Annotated in this window: 18 protein-coding genes; 2 read left to right on the top strand and 16 right to left on the bottom strand. The window is 64.0% G+C overall.

Translation table 11 applies throughout. The features are described 5' to 3' along the window. The first annotated feature begins 572 nt into the window (after positions 1–572). Positions 573–1,565, top strand: coding sequence for a sugar-binding transcriptional regulator (locus RRU_RS06985; protein ID WP_193385000.1), 993 nt, complete (start codon positions 573–575; stop codon positions 1,563–1,565). A gap of 17 nt (positions 1,566–1,582) precedes the next feature. On the opposite strand, the gene RRU_RS06980 is transcribed toward RRU_RS06985, so the two are convergent. From RRU_RS06980 to RRU_RS06965, 4 genes are all read right to left on the bottom strand, one after another. Further along, entirely contained in the window at positions 1,583–2,614 is a 1,032-nt protein-coding gene (locus RRU_RS06980) for an ABC transporter permease (RefSeq protein WP_011389093.1), read from the bottom strand. Beyond that, positions 2,611–4,194 carry a sugar ABC transporter ATP-binding protein gene (locus RRU_RS06975; protein ID WP_011389092.1) on the bottom strand — a complete coding sequence of 528 codons (1,584 nt, stop codon included), beginning with the start codon at positions 4,192–4,194 and terminating at the stop codon, positions 2,611–2,613. Before RRU_RS06975 ends, RRU_RS06980 begins: the two co-directional genes overlap by 4 nt. Positions 4,195–4,362: 168 nt before the next feature. After that, positions 4,363–5,364, bottom strand: coding sequence for an autoinducer 2 ABC transporter substrate-binding protein (locus RRU_RS06970; protein WP_011389091.1), 1,002 nt, complete (start codon positions 5,362–5,364; stop codon positions 4,363–4,365). A gap of 62 nt (positions 5,365–5,426) precedes the next feature. Continuing rightward, complete coding sequence (locus tag RRU_RS06965; protein WP_011389090.1) at positions 5,427–6,488, bottom strand: ABC transporter permease; 1,062 nt, start codon at positions 6,486–6,488, stop codon at positions 5,427–5,429. A 550-nt stretch (positions 6,489–7,038) separates the two neighbouring features. Between RRU_RS06965 and rpiB the strand changes: the two genes are divergently transcribed. Next, on the top strand, positions 7,039–7,485 hold the full coding sequence (gene rpiB / locus RRU_RS06960) for a ribose 5-phosphate isomerase B (protein WP_011389089.1): 447 nt from the start codon (positions 7,039–7,041) through the stop codon (positions 7,483–7,485). A gap of 222 nt (positions 7,486–7,707) precedes the next feature. Here rpiB and RRU_RS06955 read toward each other — a convergent pair whose 3' ends face one another. The 12 genes from RRU_RS06955 to mdcA form a co-directional block, all read right to left on the bottom strand. Further along, the gene (locus tag RRU_RS06955) at positions 7,708–8,271 is read right to left on the bottom strand and encodes a biotin transporter BioY (RefSeq protein WP_014626155.1); all 564 of its coding nucleotides are present in this window, start codon (positions 8,269–8,271) and stop codon (positions 7,708–7,710) included. Beyond that, positions 8,211–8,936 (bottom strand): energy-coupling factor transporter transmembrane component T family protein, encoded by a 726-nt coding sequence (locus RRU_RS06950; protein WP_011389087.1) that lies wholly within the window; start codon positions 8,934–8,936, stop codon positions 8,211–8,213. Before RRU_RS06950 ends, RRU_RS06955 begins: the two co-directional genes overlap by 61 nt. Then, the gene (locus RRU_RS06945; protein ID WP_011389086.1) at positions 8,933–9,613 is read right to left on the bottom strand and encodes an energy-coupling factor ABC transporter ATP-binding protein; all 681 of its coding nucleotides are present in this window, start codon (positions 9,611–9,613) and stop codon (positions 8,933–8,935) included. The genes RRU_RS06950 and RRU_RS06945 overlap by 4 nt, the downstream gene beginning before the upstream one ends. A gap of 254 nt (positions 9,614–9,867) precedes the next feature. Continuing rightward, on the bottom strand, positions 9,868–10,641 hold the full coding sequence (gene madM, locus RRU_RS06940; RefSeq protein WP_011389085.1) for a malonate transporter subunit MadM: 774 nt from the start codon (positions 10,639–10,641) through the stop codon (positions 9,868–9,870). A gap of 2 nt (positions 10,642–10,643) precedes the next feature. Next, the gene (gene madL / locus RRU_RS06935) at positions 10,644–11,033 is read right to left on the bottom strand and encodes a malonate transporter subunit MadL (protein ID WP_011389084.1); all 390 of its coding nucleotides are present in this window, start codon (positions 11,031–11,033) and stop codon (positions 10,644–10,646) included. 67 nt (positions 11,034–11,100) lie between these two features. Next, positions 11,101–11,310: a biotin/lipoyl-containing protein gene (locus RRU_RS06930; RefSeq protein ID WP_011389083.1), complete on the bottom strand. Its 210-nt coding sequence runs from the start codon at positions 11,308–11,310 to the stop codon at positions 11,101–11,103. A 45-nt stretch (positions 11,311–11,355) separates the two neighbouring features. Continuing rightward, the gene (gene mdcG, locus RRU_RS06925) at positions 11,356–12,108 is read right to left on the bottom strand and encodes a malonate decarboxylase holo-[acyl-carrier-protein] synthase (protein WP_011389082.1); all 753 of its coding nucleotides are present in this window, start codon (positions 12,106–12,108) and stop codon (positions 11,356–11,358) included. A 2-nt stretch (positions 12,109–12,110) separates the two neighbouring features. Further along, positions 12,111–13,211, bottom strand: coding sequence for an acyl carrier protein (locus tag RRU_RS06920; protein ID WP_011389081.1), 1,101 nt, complete (start codon positions 13,209–13,211; stop codon positions 12,111–12,113). A gap of 33 nt (positions 13,212–13,244) precedes the next feature. Next, positions 13,245–14,138, bottom strand: a complete 894-nt coding sequence (gene mdcE / locus RRU_RS06915; RefSeq protein WP_011389080.1) for a biotin-independent malonate decarboxylase subunit gamma — start codon at positions 14,136–14,138, stop codon at positions 13,245–13,247. Between the two features lie 41 nt (positions 14,139–14,179). Continuing rightward, a complete protein-coding gene (locus tag RRU_RS06910; protein ID WP_011389079.1) occupies positions 14,180–15,136 on the bottom strand; it encodes a biotin-independent malonate decarboxylase subunit beta in 957 nt (318 codons plus the stop codon). Between the two features lie 13 nt (positions 15,137–15,149). After that, positions 15,150–15,467 (bottom strand): malonate decarboxylase acyl carrier protein, encoded by a 318-nt coding sequence (mdcC, locus tag RRU_RS06905; protein ID WP_011389078.1) that lies wholly within the window; start codon positions 15,465–15,467, stop codon positions 15,150–15,152. A 17-nt stretch (positions 15,468–15,484) separates the two neighbouring features. After that, on the bottom strand, positions 15,485–17,158 hold the full coding sequence (gene mdcA, locus RRU_RS06900) for a malonate decarboxylase subunit alpha (RefSeq protein WP_011389077.1): 1,674 nt from the start codon (positions 17,156–17,158) through the stop codon (positions 15,485–15,487). Positions 17,159–17,189 lie beyond the last annotated feature (31 nt).

The following is a 17,189-nucleotide window of genomic DNA, read 5'->3' as shown; positions in this document are numbered from 1 at the left end:
CGGGCGGCCCACCCCGATCGCTCCAAGGCGAGCGGGCGAAGACTCCAGCCCAAGCGGATCGTCAAGCAACGGCCCGCCGTTGGCAGAAATCAGCGCGCGATCAGGCAATTATCACCAAGAAATCTAGCGGGAACATAGTTCATTTGTCAAGTTACCTGAACATAAGATCACTCTAGGTTCCGCCAGAAATCCCCTTCACTTTCCCACAAAGGGCGAATTCCGCCTTTTCGATCGCCCAGAAAGCCGATTTTCGCCGTTATTGATCGATTATTTACCTAGTCATTTGCTCATTGATATTGACATATGCGCAACCTCCCGGCAGGCTTGCGGGGCCCTCGCGGATCGAAGACGGCGGGCCGCGGCGCCCGGGCGGGCCCGGGCCCTCCAACCAAACACCTGCGGTTGACCGCCGCCCGATCGTCGCGTCTCCCCTGGACGGAACGCCCTTTCCCTGGCAAAGGAGGGGACATGCCATGGCCCTTGATCCGCCCGCCGCTCAAGGGGCCACCACGCCCAAGCCGACCACCCCGCGCAAGCGGTGGCCGGGCCCCAGCCAAGAGGCAGTGACAGAGATGACCACAGACTCGCGGGACGCCGAGCGCCACCTGCTGACGGAAATCGCCGCCCTTTATTTCCTGGAACAAGTGACCCAAGAGGAACTGGCCAAACGCTTCGCCATGTCGCGGGCCAAGATCGGCCGCCTGCTCAAGCGGGCGCGCGAGGAGGGCATCGTTGAAATCACCGTGCGGCCCCACCCCTCGGCCGTTTCGGAGATGGAAGAGGAATTCCGCCAGCGTTTCGGCCTCAGCCGGCTGCTCATCTCCACCGATCACCGCGATCCCGACACCCAGCGCTCGGCGGTGGCCAGCCTGGTGGCCGCCTATCTCAACCGCGTGCTCGACGACGGCATGATCGTCGCCGTGGGCATGGGGCGCAATGTCGGCGCCGTGGCCGATAACATCACCTCTCCGGCGCCGCGCGCCGTCACCTTCGTTTCGGCGATCGGCGGCTCGATGCGGGCGGGCGGCTATATGAACCCCGACCACATCTGCCGCCGGCTGGCCGCCCGCTTCGGCGGCGAAAGCGAAACGCTGTACGCCCCGGCCCTGGTCGCCAATCCCGAACTGAAGGCGGCGCTGATCGGACAAGATACGGTCAAGCACACCCTGGACCGGGCGCGCCGCGCCGATCTGGCGCTGATCGGCGTTGGCGATGTCAGCGAAGACAGCAACATGGTGCGCATGGGGTGGTTCTCGCCCAGCGAGGTGGCCGAGGCCCGGCTGTCGGGCACCATCGGCGACATGATGGGCTATGACTTCATCGATATCGAAGGCCGCCCCTCCAACACCGCCATGCAGGGCCGCATCATCGGGCTGACCATGGCCGAACTGTGCCGCATCCCCGATGTCATCGCCATCGCCAGCGAAACGACCAAGGCGGCGGGCATCCTGGGGGCGCTGCGCACCGGCACGATCAACACCCTGGCGACCAGCACCTCGAACGCCCATACCGTGCGCAGCCTTGACGACGCCACCCGCGGCCATCGCTCCCGGCCCTTGGACTAAGGCCGCCATCGCCGGCCTCAGCGCGAAACGCGCAGGGCGAAAAGCGTTCCGGCCAGCACGATGAAAATGCCGACGATCACCTTCTGCCACGTGCTCGGCACGCCGGCCAGGATCAGCACGTTGTTGATCAAGGTGACCAGCACGACGCCAAGCAGGGTGCCGACCACGCTTCCCGATCCGCCGGTGATGCGCGCCCCGCCCAGCACCACGGCGGCGATCACATCCAATTCCGAGCCGGCGAGATCGAAGGGATTGGCCAGACGGTTGCTGGAAACATGGATGATCCCGGCGATGCCGGCGAGCAGCCCGGCGTACATGAAGGCGAAAACCCGCACCTTGCGCAGGTTGTAGCCCAGCCTCTCGGCGATCGCCGGACTGCCGCCGACCGCATAGACCGCCCGGCCGATCAGCGTGCGGTTGAGGATCCACCACGTCACCACCGAGACCACCACCAGCACCAGCACATAAGCCGGCAGGATGGCGATCGAGCCGTTGCCCGCCTCCGAGCGCCACAGCTCGTATTTGCCGAAGGCTTCCATCGACAGCGGGATATTCATGAACAATCCGGTGCCGATGAAGGTCAGCAGGAAACCGCGGATCACGTATTGGGTGCCGATGGTGACGATCAGCGACGGCGCCTTCAGCGAATGGACCAACTGGCCGTTCAGCGCGCCGATCAGCGCCCCGCCCGCCGCGCCGCAGGCGAGGATCACCGCGATCGGCGTTCCCGGCGCGTAATCGGTGACCGTTTTGGTGATCACATACATTGTCAGGGCGGCGATGGCGGTGAACGAGACATCAAGGCCGCCGGTCGCCAGCACGATCAGAACGCCAAGGCCGAAGAGGCCGCTGACCACCGAGGCGCGGGCCATGTCAAACAGGTTGGAGACCTGCCAGAACTCGGGGCTGATGGCGCCGACGACGAGGCTGACCAGCACGATCAGACCAAGGGTGATCACCGGCGGATGGCCGATCAGCCAGCGCAACAAGGCCCGCGCCGTCGAAGGGCGTTTCGCGGCGCCGGGCAGATCGAGCGCGAGATCGGTCATGGCAGGCTCCTTGGGGATTCTTCGGCGACCAGGGCGCGGTACAGCGCGCCTTCGCCCAGACCTTCGGCATCGAAGACCTCGGCCACGCGCCCTTTGCGCATCACCAAGATCCGATCGCAGTTCTGCAGCAGTTCGGGCAGGTCGTCGCTGATGATGATCACCGCCATCCCCCCCTTGGCGAGCCGTTGGATGATGCGGAAGATCGTGTCTTTCGAGCCGACGTCGACGCCGACGGTCGGACCATGGAGAACAAGCAGCCTGGGTTCGATCATCAGCCAGCGCCCGATCAGCACGCGTTGCTGATTGCCCCCCGACAGCGACTGCACGGGATTGGCGATATCGGGCGTGGCGATTTGCAGATCATCGGTCATCTCCTGGGCCCGCGACCGGCTCAGCGGACGGTCGAGCATGCCGAGGCGACCGCGCAGGCGATCGAGAACCGAGGCGATGATGTTGTCGGCGATGGGCTTTTCCAGGAACAGGCCTTCCGAAAGCCGATCCTCGGGCAGGTAACCGATCCCGGCGGCGATGGCATCGGCCGGCTGGGACAAGACAACCCGCTCTCCAGCGAGGGAAACACCGCCGCGATCGGCCGGACACACCCCGGCCAAAGCCAGGGCCAGTTCGTTGCGCCCGGAATCAAGCAGCCCGGTGACGCCCAGGATCTCGCCGCGATTGAGCGAGAAGGAGACGCCGCCAAAGGCATTGGCGCGCCCAAGGTCACGGACATCGAGCAACCGCTCACCGCCCCTCTCGGCCTCGCGGTAGCGCGAGTCATCCAGGGCCCGGCCCGTCATCCAGTGGCTCAGATCCTTTTTGGTGAAATCGGCGATATCGCCTTCCATGACCTTGCGGCCGTCGCGCAAAATGATGGCGCGGCCGCCGATGGTTCGGCATTCATCCAGCTTATGGGTGACGAACAGCACCGCGACGCCCTTGGCGCGCAGCTTTTCGACCACCGCGATCAGATTATCGACCTCGCGCTTGGTCAAAGCCGTGGTCGGCTCGTCCATGATCACCAGCTTGGCGTCGGTGGCGATGACGCGGGCGATGGCAATCAACTGGCGGGTGGCGATCGGCAATTCATCGACGCGGGTCGCCAGAAAGCCGTCTCCGGCGGGCAGATTGACCGCTTCAAGCGCCCGGGTCGCCGTCGCCTTCAAGCGGGCGAGATCAAGCCGGCGGGCGAGTTGTCCGCCCGAGGCCACCAATTGCTGGGACAGGGCGATGTTTTCGGCGACGCTCAGATTGGGCAGCAGCGACAGATCCTGATAGACGGTCTCGATCCCCGCCGCCAGGGCCATGATCGGCGACAGTCCGGCGACCTCGCGGCCCTCGACCACCAGGGTTCCCTCATCGGGCGGCTGCGCCCCCGAGATGATCTTGATCAGCGTGCTCTTGCCGCAGCCATTCTCGCCCAGCAGATGGTAAATCTGGCCGCGTTCGATGGCGAGGCTGACGCCGCGCAAGGCCTTGACCCCGGCGAACCGCTTGTGGACGTCGCGAATATCGAGAAAGGGCGGACTCGTCGCCTCGCGGGGGGCGGAGTCCCGGATAAGGACGGAAGCGGTGGTCGGCATGACGCTGTCCCTTTCGCGACAGGGGAGCCGTCCAGCCGAGAGCGTATCGGCGGGGGCCGGCGGCCCATTTCGCGCGCCGCTTCGAAGAACGGCGCGCGAAACAGAGGCATCCTTGGGGGAAGAGGATCCTTAAGCGGACATGATCCTTAGAAGGGCCTTAACAGGACCTTAGAAGGGATAGTCCTTGTAGTTGGACTTATCGACATCGACCCAGGCCTGACCGACCAGGATGACGCCCTCGCCCGGGCCCTTCTTGATGTGGATCTTGTTGTAGCCCGGAACGCCGAGATCCATGCCCTCGGTGAATTCGACGCCGTCGATCACCATCTTGGCCACCTTGTTCATGACGAACCCGGCGTCCTTGGGATCCCAGAAGCTGATGCTCTGCACGGCGCCGCTTTCCAGATAGCGGCCGGTGTCCTGGGGCAGGCCCAGACCGACGACGCAGACCTTGCCGTTCAGACCGGCTTCCTCGACCGCCCGGCCGATGCCGATGACGTCGATCGCCGCCCCACCCTGGAAGCCCTTGATGTCGGGATAACGGCGCAGCAATTCCTTGGCCTTGTCATAGGCCTTATTGGCGTCGTTGAAGGACTCGTTCTTCGGCGAGACCAACTCCATCCCCGGGAACTGCTTGGCGTATTCCGCGCCGCCATCGGCCCATTGCACATGGGTCAGGCTGCCCAGCGACCCGACAAAAGAGGTCCACTTGCCCGTATGACCCATGCATTCGGACAGGCGCTCGTTGAAGTGGGCGCCGAAGGCGGTGTTATCGAAGGCCTCGATATCGACCTGGGTGTTCTTCAGATTGTCGGCCTCATGGGTGATCACCTTGATGCCGCGCTTCATCGCCCGCTTGAACACGCCTTCAAGCGCCGAGGGATCCATCGGCACCACGGCGATGGCGTCGACTTTCTTGGCGATGAGATCTTCGATCAGCCGGCCCTGCTGGGCGGCATCGGCCTTGGCCGGACCGACCTGACTGGCATTGACGTCGGCGTTTTCCTTGTCATAGGCGACAACGCCTTCTTCCATCCGTTTGAACCAGTTTTCGCCGGTCACCTTGACCACGGTGACGATGGTCGGCGACTCCTGGGCCGCGAGCGGACCAGCCACGCCCACCCCCCCGACAACCAGGGCGCAGGCGGCTATTTTCTTAAAAGCGGACATTGATCTCTTCCTCCATCTCGGATTCTTTTGAAGTTCCAAAGTCACGAACGTTCACCGGCCGCTCATTCAGGCCGGCTTGGCGGGGCGGCCGTACCTGGCGCCGGGCATTGCGCGCCAGGAAGCGGCCTGGAGGGGGCGGACCCCGCCTCCCGATCCCGGCGCGGCAACCAGGAACGGAGATCGACCCGGGACACCGCGAGGAAAATCAGCAAAAGCAGACCCCAGGCGCAGTCGCGGAAAAAGTTCGAGATATTGAGAAAATTGAACATGCTGCTCAGCGCCTGCAGGGCCGTCGCCGACAACACGACGCAGATCACCCGCCCATAGCCGCCGTCGGGGCGCACCCCGGCCATGACGGCGATCAGGATGGCGATCATCACGTAGGAACTGCCGTAGTCCCATTTCATGCTCGAGGTGCGGGCGCCGATGATGATGCCGGCGACCGAGGCGAGAACGCCGCAGAGCGTATAGGTGACCAGGATCATCCGCCGCAGGTTGATGCCGGCATAGCGCGCCGCCTTGGCGTTACTGCCCAGCAGGAACAGCCGCATGCCAAAGGGCGTGAAGCGCAGAACGACGCCGATCACCGCGGCGATGACGATGAACAAGGCAAAACAGATCGGCACGCCAAAAACCGGCGCATTGCCGAAATCATCGAGCGGCTCGATATAGCCCAAGCCGAGCGCCGACCCGTTGGTCAGCACGATCGCCACGCCGGTAAAGGCGAGCTGGGTTCCCAAGGTGGCGATGATCGGCGTCAGTTCGGCCCGCGAAATCAACAGGCCGTTGATCAGGCCGCCGATCAGGCCGACGGCCAGGGCAACGGCGGCGAAGGACAGGGTAAAAGCCATCGGCGCGGCGTCGGGCGAAACCCAGTGGGGAACAACGATCGCCGCGACAATCCCCGACAAATTGGCCAGGGCGATGCCCGACAGATCGATGCCGCCATTGCCCGAAACCATGGCAAGCATGACGCCGATCGCCAAAAGCCCGAGTTCGGGCACCTGGGCCGCCATCGACTGAAGATTATAGGTATTGACGAAGGTGGGACCGGCCAGGGCGACGGCGGCGACCAGCACCGACAGATTGACAAGGATCAGGAAGTTGAGCTGACGATCCGACATCGCGTTCTTCACCGCCTTCACCGAGGGACCCCGTGACCGGAGAAGACGACGGCGGCGGCGCTTGCGCCGGCGATCGCGGCCAGACGGGAGGAATGGGCCCACCCCGAAGGGGCGACATCCCACGCGACCCTGCCGGCCGATCCATAGGAACGACAGCGATACACCGCTTCCTCCTTCGTCTCGCCCGGGTTGCGATCGCCTGGACGTTCGCGCATTTGCGCAAGGTTATTGACGGGAAGGTTAGCTGCATCCCATTTCATCTGTCAACTTATGTGAGCAGACGATCAGCGATCATCGTCGATGGTACCGATTAATTCATCCATACTTGTCTAAAATACCGGATAAACCGACCTGTCTTGCAAAAATGAAGCCAAACACCGGCTACTTGCGCTGAACATTCGCTCATCCCAATTGACATATGCTCTGCTCATTGGCACGCTAGAATGAGCGGCTGCGCAGGTCTCGCCGGCCACCCCCCAGGGGCCCCGCCAAAAGGGCGACGCCCGGTCCGTCGCGCCAAAGGCGGCGACGTCGATCAGTGGAGACATCAATGAAGATCGCGATTGGCTGTGATGAGGCGGCCTATGACCTCAAGGAAACCTTGACGTCCTTCATCACGGCGCAGGGTCACGAGGTGACCGATTTCGGCACCTTCGACCGCAAGCCCGTGCTTTACCCCGATATCGCCCACGCCCTGGCCACCGAGGTCGCCGCCGGCACCCAGGACCGGGGCGTTCTGTTGTGCGGAACCGGCATTGGCATGGCCATCACCGCCAATAAGGTGAAGGGAATCCGCGCCGCCCAATGCCATGACACCTATTCCGCCGAACGCGCCCGCCTGAGCAACGATGCCCAGATCATCACCATGGGCGCCCGCGTCATCGGCCCCGAACTGGCCAAGGCGATCGTCCGCACCTTTTTGTCGAACGAATTCGTCAACGGCAGTTCGACCCCGAAGATCGAGCGGATCACCGCCTATGAGAACAGCCCCGGTTAGAGTTCGTCAGGGAAAAGTGGGCACCGCTTTTCCAGAAAAGACAAACTCAAACAAAGGGATCCAGGGTCTGGCCGCTTCAGCATCAAGCGGACAGACCCTAGAGCAATTCCTCAAAGCTTTGCACCAAAGGGCGATGACGCTTTGGTCCACGATCGGCAGCTTAGGCCGGCGCGCGGGAACGAGGATTGCCGCGCGCCGGTCTAAATCGGCCGGAGACCGGGCTCAGGCGGCCTTGGAGATCAGCGGAAAGGAGCGTTTGACGGTCACGGCGATCAGCGCCGCCAGCCCGGCCTTGATCAGATCGCCCGGAAGGAACGGCGCGGAGGCGATGGCGGCCTTGAGCAGGGGCAGATCGGCGTTGATCGCCACCCAGGGAACGCCGATCGTATAGACCACGCCGACACCGCCGATCACGGCGTAGGCGAAGGAACGCAGCGGCGTCAGCCCCCGCCAGCCCCATTCATGCAAGGCGCCAACGACGAAGGCGCCGGCCACCCAGCCGAACAGAAACCCGCCGGTCGGTCCGAAGAACACGCCCAATCCGCCACGCCCCCCCGACAGCAGCGGCAGGCCGACGGCGACCAGGGCCAACAGCAGCACGATCGCCAGCCCGCCGCGCTTGGCGCCAAGAATGGCGCCGGCCAACATCACCCCCATCGACTGGGCGGTGATCGGCACGCCGATTATCGGCAAGGCGATCGGCGGAAACAGCGCCAACGCCGCGGTCAGCGCGGCGAACAGGGCGATGTGAACGATGTCCTTGGTGGTGGTGCGATGTCCGCGCATGGGAGCCTCGTCGGCAGGATGTCTGAAGGGGGGGAGCGGCGGGCGACGGGCAAGGCCTCGTCGTCCTCGCCATCGGTCGAGCGGGCATCGATGGCGTCGGCGACATCATTGGCCATCTTGAGCGTGCGCACGATCAACGGCAGGGCAAGGGCCAAGGGATTGCGCCCCAGCCCCCTCGCCCGCTGGGCATCGCGGATCTCGGCGCTTTGGCTGCCGATCACCGGGATGAAGCGCAGCGCCAGGGAAAAGGCCAGACCAACCTTGGCCGGATCGACGCCAAAACGCGCAAAGGGCGCAAGCCCGCGCTCGATGGTTTCGATCATCGCGTCGGTGCGCGTCGTCAGGGTGACCAGGGCGGCAAGCAGCACCAGGGTGGCGATGCGCAGCACGACAACGCCGCCCTCGGCCCACGACCCGCCAAGGCCTTGAACCACGAACAGCGGCAAAAGCAGCCACAGCAAAGGCCGCAGTTGCCCAAGCAGGGCGCGCCAGGACAGCCGGCCCAGCCGGTAAAGCAGCGCCGTCGCCACCAGGGCGGCCATGATCCCCCGCCAGTCCTCGACCAGCAGCAGCGCGCTCGCCGTGACCGCCAGACAGCCAAGCTTCACCCCGGCGGGCAGGCGGTGCAACGGCGACAGCGCCAGACGTGGCGGGCGGCGGCTCATTGCATGGTGCCGATATAGCGCGCCAGCGCCGGACCGGGACGGTCATCGATGCTGACCTTGCCGTTTTCGAAAACGATCACCCGGTCGAAATCGGCGAGAAGGCCCAGGTCATGGGTCACGACGATGGCGCTTTGCTCGAGATCGCGAATCACGCCGGCGACCTTGCGGGCGTTGCGCAGATCAAGCAGCGTCGTTGGTTCATCGAACACCACGCAGTCGGGTTGGGTGATCAGCACCCCGGCCAAAGCCAGAAGCTGCTTTTGCCCGCCCGACAGGGCATGGGAGGAATGGGCCCGTAGGGCGCCCAGGCCAAAGCGATCGAGAACCTGGTCGACCAGGGCGTCGCGTTCGGCCTTTGGCAGCTTCAGCCCCTTGAGACCGAAGGCCACGTCCTCCTCGACCACGGGGAAGACGATCTGATTATCGGGATTTTGGAAAACGAAGCCGACCTTGCGGCGCACGGCCTTGCCCGAACGGGCGGTATCGAGGCCATCGACCAGCACCTTGCCTTCGGTCGGAACCAGAAGGCCGTTGAGCAAACGGGCGAAGGTGCTTTTGCCCGATCCATTGCCACCGACGATGCCGATCCGGCGTTCCGTCAACATCAAATCGATGCCGCGCAGGGCTTCAAAGGTGTCAAAACGCTGATGAACGGCGGCGATTTCGATGGTGGTCATGGAGTGTGGTCCCCAAGGGGGAAGACGTGGGGCCCTCCCGCCCACCGCCGTCTCCCGGGGGAGAGGCGGCGATCGGCGGAAGGACGGGCAAGTCGGGAGACGACGGAGCCGGGAACGGCGGGGGGCGTTAAGCCCCAGGGCAGGCGGCCCGCAGTCCCAATCCCCGATCCCTTGACAAGCCCGCTTTGGCGGTCCAACTGTAAAAAGCGCGGTTTTCCCGTCTTGAACGTCGTGTTGTCCTTGCGGACAAGGTCTCAGCCAAACATCGCGTTCAGAACGAGATAACCAATCGACGGGCACACCAAGCAGCCAAAGCCGGTGTAGAAGGTGGCCGTCAGGGCGCCATAGGGAACAAGCTTCGGATCGGTTGCAGCCAATCCAGCGGCGGTTCCACTGGTGGTTCCCATGATTCCGCCGTAAACGGCGGCAGCACCCGGGGTGGTCAGGCCGACGCGCTTGGCGACAAGCGGCGTCAGGATCATAACGGCGATCGACTTGACCACGCCGGCTGCGATCGACAGGGCGATCACTTCAGACGACGCGCCCAAGGCGGCGCCGGTGACGGGACCGACGATGAACGTCGCGGCGCCGCCGCCGATCGTGGCCATGCTGACCGGATCGGTATAGCCGAAGGCGTAAGAGGTCGCGGCACCGATGGCGATCGCCACCACCACCGACACCACCAGGGCGACGGCCCCGGGAACGCCAACCTTCTTCAGCTCTTCCAGACGCACGCCAAACGCCGTCGAGACGATGGCGAAGTCGCGCAGCACGGCGCCGCCCATCAGGGCGATACCCGAAAGCATCTGAACGTCGGCGATGCCCTTCTTGCCACCGGTGTACTTACCACCGATATAGGCCAGCACCAGGCCGAGAACGATGGCGATCGCCGAGCCATGAACACGACCGGCCGTCAGCTTCTTCGAGGCGGCATAGGACAGCCACATCGCGGCGCCGACGAAGACGAAGGCGGTGATCAGCGGGTATTCGGCCAAAGACTTCGTAAAGATTTCAACGAAACCGGACATGATTAGTGGCCCTTCACGCTGTCTTCGGCGACATCGGACTTACCGCCAAGAGCGCTGATCGGCTTGATCAACAGGAAGCCGACGAACACCGCGCCAAGGCCGGCGACGAAAGCGAGCGCCCCGCCGTTCATGGCGCTCACCACGTTCTGCTGGGCGGCCATGGCGACGACGATGGGAATGTACATCGCGCTCCAGAAGCCGATACCGGCCTGGGCCGCTTCCGAGAGCTTCTTCTTGTCCATGAGGCGCTGGGAAATCACCACCAGCAACACCATGGCGATACCCACGCCACCGATGTTGGCGGAGATGCCGAGCATCGCACCGAACAAATTGCCAACGAAGTTACCGATGAGCATGCACAGGCCCATCAGGAACAAACCGTAAATCACCATTTCACGTACCCCCTAGAGAGGCAAAAACTTGAAACGGGGCGGCCCATGCCGCCCCGAAGTCACAAGCTCACTCAACAACCATCATCAAGGCGCCGGGCTTCAGCCGGTCGCCAGCCGCCACGGCGATCGACTTCACGGTGCCGTCGATGGGGGCCGGAACGTTGTTCTTCATCTTCATCGCTTCGATAACGACCAGGGTCTGGCCCTTGGTCACGGTGGCGCCAACGGCGACATCGATCGAGACGATCACGGACGGCATCTTCGCTTTGATATCCATAGTGCGTTCACTCCTTGAGAGACACAGTCTTAGAGATACTCAATCTTAGGCCGACAGGGACGACTGAAGAGCCCCCGTCGATTTCATTACCGAACCGGCGGAAACTCCCGCCAATATGGCAATATTCGTCGTCAACAACTCTTTGTTCATAACTTCAACGCCGTGAATTGTCTTTGCAAGAACACTTGCAGAGTCTGAAAAATATTCGGCCATCTTTACGCCATACTTATGACCAAAGTCAATTTCTACATCGACCTTCACTTTATGCCAGGTCGAGATGATCTGAATTTCCTGCCAGAACGAGGCCAGGGCCTTGGCGTCCGTCCCTTCGACGACAAGATCGAGATCCGAAGCGGCTTCGACGTAGGGCAGACCGCTCATCGCCTCGAGCGCCGCCGAACCAATCAAGCCGACCGGCACGTCAAGCACCCGCCCCATGGCGTGGATCGCCGTCAGCGCCCGGTGGGGCACCCGCTCCAGGCCGACGGCGCGGTCCATGACCGCCCACGGGCTGGTGAAGCGGGTGATCTGGCTTCTGGCGACCGGCACGGCGGCGCGCACGCGCTGCGCCCCGACTCGGAAGGGAAAGGCGAAACCCACCTGCCCTTCGCCTTCGCCGCAGGGCGCGGTCGGCCGGCAGACGATGCCGGGAATGCCGCGCGAGATCAGCACATGCTCGATCCGCGCTTCGATATCGGGGCCACGCATCGCCGCAGGCAGGGCCTCGATCAGCGCCGGCAGCAGCCGGGCGCGGGCGATGGGGTCGATATGGGCAAGGGTATGGCGACGGTGAAGCATGCTTAACGTCCTTTGATCCAGGCCGGATCGGATTTGGCGGTCTTTTGCAAATCGGCCTGGGCCTGAACCAGATCGTCGAACAATCGGGTGGCCTGGGGGCCTTCGAGGGGGATGCCCGCCGCCCACAAGCCATCGGCTCCGGGCAATCCAGGAACCAACAGCAGTCGGGTGGCCGGCGCCCCGGTCACCAGATCGGCGGCGACCTTCACCACCCTGCCCTTGATGCGCAAAATGGTGCGGGCGGCCTTTTCCACGGTGGAGGCGGCCGTCGCCCGGGTATGGGTCACCACCACCTCGTATTCGGGATAGGTGCGCTCGCGGCGGTAGGTGATGATCTTGCCGTCGGGGTCGCAGACATGGCCCGACGGCGACATCAGAAAGCTGTCGCCCATTGGCAAGCCGCCAACCACCAACTCGCGGTAGGCCTCCCCCCGGGGGGAGGCGACCAAAGAGATATCGTCCCGCAGGGGAACGCCGTCCAAGGTCAGCCAGCCGAATTCCTGGCAGCCGTAAAGATCGTGAACCGTATAGCCAAAGGCCTCGGCGACCGGCAGCAGCTCCTGATCAAGGGGCGTTCCCGCCGTCAGCAACACGCAGCCCTTGGGGAAATGGGCCTTCAAACCAAGCTTGACCGCCTGCTCCAGGCCGGCGCGCAGGAACGACGACTCTCCCAGGATGATCTTGGGTTGTTCGCGGCAGGCCGCGACCAGCAAGGCGTCGCGGCTGGAGCGCTTGAGGAAGCCCCAACTGACGTCGCAGGCGCGCAGGGCGTCGGCGGCAAAGACATTAACCAAAGGCGGATAGGTTACCAGCATCCGCGTCCCTGGCCCGGTCCCCAGTCTTTCGAACAGGGTCCGGGCCACGGCGCAGCGGCCCGAAATTTCGCCGTGAGTCACGCCAACGATGTTCTGGAACGCCGAAGAACCGGTCGTGAAGGTCAGATACGCCAGATTGAGCGGGGTATGGACCTCCTCGATGACATGGGCGGCCGTCGGGCCGTCAATGCCTTTATCGGCCAGCGTGCGCCGGGGCATCTCTCCCAGGGTGGGAGCGTTGCCGAAGGCGTCGAGCGCCGCTTCGAGAACCGTCAGATCGTCGGACATGAGAATCACCGTCCTTTTTCGGGCCGTATCAGGTTAGCGGGCCGGGGCGTACTGGCTGGCCACGGCGGCGAACTCGGCGTTCATCAAGGCGATCAGCTCGGGGCGAACCACCCGGCCGCCGCGCTCGGCGCCCAGGGCGCCACGGCCCCAGGGGCCCAGGCTGTCCTGCTTGCCGGCCAGCTTGGCCTGACGGATCGACTCGATATGGGCGATGATGGCCGGACGCATGCCGTCGATGGCGGTCACCAGTTCCTCAACCCCGCCCAAGGCGAAGAAGAAGCGCGGGCCGGCGGCGAAGACCGGGTTGCCCTTCGAGAGTTCCTGAAGGGTTTCCAGATCCTTGCGGATGATGCGCGAGACGCTGGTCAGCGGCATCACGTGGATCATCGTGCCGAAATTGGCGTCCAGCGACAGGATGTTGTCGGCCTGGAGGCCATGGCAGAGGAAGGCGCCGGAGATGGCGCGGCCGATGACCATGGCGACGATCGGATGACCGGCGAGCCGGGCCTCGGCCAAAGCCAGCTGATAGGCGCCGGTGGCCTTGTTCATCCCGAAGATTTCTTCGGTCTTGCCCGGACCATTTCCCGGGGTGTCGACGATCAGCACCAGCGGGCGCTTCTGCGCGATCGGCTTGTCGGCGTCGGCTTCCAGCGAGGCATAGACGGCCTGGGCCATCTTGTAACCCTCTTCCATGCCGATGATGCCGGCATAGACGACGGGGAACTTCTCGTTGAAGGCGTTGCCATCGCTGGCGATGATCGTGCAGGTCTGCCCGTTGAGCAGACCGGTGCCGACAACGGCGCCGGGGCCGAACTCGGGATCATCGAAGGTCTTGCTGCCGACGGTATTCTCGGTAAAGCCCTGGGGATCGACGATCAGGTCGATCGCCTCGCGGCCCTTACCCATCATGGTTTCGGTGACGTCCATGATTGACTCCTGATAGGGGGAATTATGGCGGACGGCCGGGCTCAGACGCTCAGACGCTTGACCTGGGCGAGGAAGTCGGCGAGCGGCAGGTCGGTCAGGGCGGCGGCATTGGCGTTGCCGGCCTTGGCCCACACGTCGCGGGCGTCCTTGGGCTGCATCTCGGCGGCGAGGGCGACACCGCGCAGCTGACGCTCGACCGTCGCCGCCGAACCGATGCGACGCATCTCTTCGAAGGCCGAGATCGGCAGAACGGCCAGCTCGGCCACCTTGGCGCGGAAGGCGGCGACGGTGTTTTCCACCAAGTAGTTACAATCGCCCATGATGTACTTGTGCTTGCCACCGGTGGTGCGGAACACCAGACCCCGGTCGGAGCTGTCGAACTCTTCCTTGCCCATTTCCTGCTCGATCACTTCCGGACCGGTCAGGCCAAGGCGGCCGAATTCGCTCATGACGATCACGTCGGTGGCGGCGGCGACGAAGCCCATGCCGCCGAAGCACCCGACCTTGGAGCCGATGAGGGTGATCACCGGCACCTTGCCGCGCGCCTTCTGGATCTGATCCATCACCTCGGCGTGGGCCAGCAGACCGGCATTGGCTTCGTGCAGACGCACGCCGCCGGTCTCGAACGAGATGACGACGATCGGCTTTTCGGCGTCGGTCAGATCGGGAACGCTGGCGACCAGCTGGTCGTGGAACTCGACGGCCAGACGGATGGTGTTGACCATCTTGGCGCCGCCGACCTCACCGACCGAACCGCCGATGAAGCGGCCTTCCTGGGAGATGACGAACACCGGGGTGACGCCGATCCGGCCAACGCCGGTAACGATGCCATCGTCGAATTCGACCGCTTCTCCAAGGACTTCCAGGTGCGGGCTGAAACGGCGGTCAAAGGGGCCGGCCAGCTCGGTGAAGGTCCCCTCGTCAACCACGCCAAGGGCGCGATCGCGGGCGTTGGCTTCAAGGAAGCTGCTGTCCTGAAGGGCTTTCCAGTTCGGCATATCGCTGCTCTCCTTACTTGCCAGCCGCTTCCGCCAGGGCCTGGCGCAAGCGCAGCAGGACCACGGCGGGGGTGGCATTGTTGTCGTTGATCTCGACACGGACGTCGGCGAGCGCGGATTCGGTCACGAAGGCTTCCAGAACGCGCTTCCACAGCGCATCGAAACCGGTGACCGGGGTGACGATGCGCACCGAAACCGCGCCGCCCAGAGCCTTGGGCTCCATCAGCACTTCCATATCGCCCGACCCGACGACGCCGATGTGGACGGGGGCCTTCAGAACCGGAGTGCCCGCGTCATGCTTGATGTCGAATTCCAGGGTGTTCAAAGCCATGGTTCAAAGGTCCTTTATCACCAGTTGCGGAACCGCGCGGGCGGGTTGTAGAGCCCACCGGACCAGCTCACCAGATCGCGGATATTGCGGGCCGCGAGCATCGAACGATTGGCGCGCGAGCGGTCCACGCCCAGGTCTTCCGGGGTCTTGACGATACCGGCGTCGCGCAGGGCACGGGTTTCCGAGGGCTTGGCCTGCAGGCCGAGCTCGGTGTAGCCGGCGACGGCGCGGATGGCGGCCATACGCGAGTCGATGTCGGGGCACCGGTTGAGGTAGGCGATGCCTTCCTCGGTCACCACATGGGTCAGATCGTCGCCGTAGATCATCACCGGCGGCAGATCCAAACCGGCGTTCTCGGCCAGTTCCCAGGCGTCGAGCTTGTCGACGAAGACCGGAGCGCGCCCTTCGCCGAAGGTCTCGACACCCTGCACCACCAAGCGCTTGCCGCGCGGCATGGTGCCGAGCTGACGATCAAGGGTGGGCTGTTCGGCGCCGCACTTCAGCCAGCTGGCGGTCGAGTGACGACGGCCCTTGGAATCGCAGCCCATGTTCGGGGCGCCACCGAAGCCGGCCACGCGGTTGGCGGTCGCCGTCGAGGAATTGCCGAACTTGTCGATCTGCAGCGTGCCGCCGATGAACATGTCGAGCGCATAGTGACCGGCCGTCTGGGCGAAGGCGCGGTTGGAGCGCAAGGTGCCGTCGGGGCCGACGAAGAAGATGTCGGGACGGGCCGCGACATACTCCTCCATGCCCAATTCACCGCCGAAGCAATGAATGGTGTCCACCCAACCCGATTCGATCGCCGGGATCATCGTCGGATGGGGGTTGAGGATCATATGGGTGCAGACCTTGCCCTTCAGCCCCAGCTCTTCGCCGTAGGTGGGCAGCATCAGTTCGATGGCCGAGGTCAGGAAGCCGATGCCGTGGTTGATGCGCTGCACGCCGTATTCGGCGTAGATGCCCTTCAGGCAAAGCATGCCAAGCAGGATCTGGCTGTCGGTCACCAGGGCCGGATCGCGGGTGAACAGCGGCTCGAGGAAGAACGGCTGGGGCGATTCGATCACCACGTCGACCCAATCGGCGGGAATATCGACGCGCGGCAGGGTGTCGACGATCTCGTTGACCTGGGCGATGACGATGCCCTGGCGGAACTTGGTCGCCTCGACGATGGTCGGGGTGTCTTCGGTGTTGAAGCCGGTATAGAGGTTGCCCTGGCGGTCGGCCTTATAGGCGCAGATCAGCGACACGCGCGGCGTCAGATCGAGGAAGTAGCGGCCAAACAGTTCCAGATAGGTGTGGATGGCGCCGAGCTCGAGCTTGCCTTCCTTGATGAACTTGGCGACACGGCCGGCCTGGGGGCCGCCGAAGGCGAAGTCCAGCTTCTTGGCGATGCCGTTCTCGAACAGATCAAGGTGGACGGGCAGCGGAACCGCCGACTGCACCATGTGCAGGTCATGGATCTTGCTCTTGTCGACCTTATTGAGGCATTCGGCGAGGAAATCGGCCTGCTTCTGGTTGTTGCCTTCGATGTTGACCCGATCACCGGCGCGAATGACCGCTTCGAGCAGGGCCACGGTGTCGGCCGCCTTGACTTCCTTGCCAGGGCCGATGAACCGGGCCGCCGCCGCGAGCCGCTCCGCCGTATCGACGGATCGGTGGTCCCACTTCTTGTCTGTACCAGTTTTGGACATGGAACGACCTCTATTTTGTTATACTGACGCG

Source organism: Rhodospirillum rubrum ATCC 11170 (assembly GCF_000013085.1).
Classification (GTDB): domain Bacteria; phylum Pseudomonadota; class Alphaproteobacteria; order Rhodospirillales; family Rhodospirillaceae; genus Rhodospirillum; species Rhodospirillum rubrum.
This window is presented reverse-complemented; position numbering and strand designations above follow the sequence as displayed.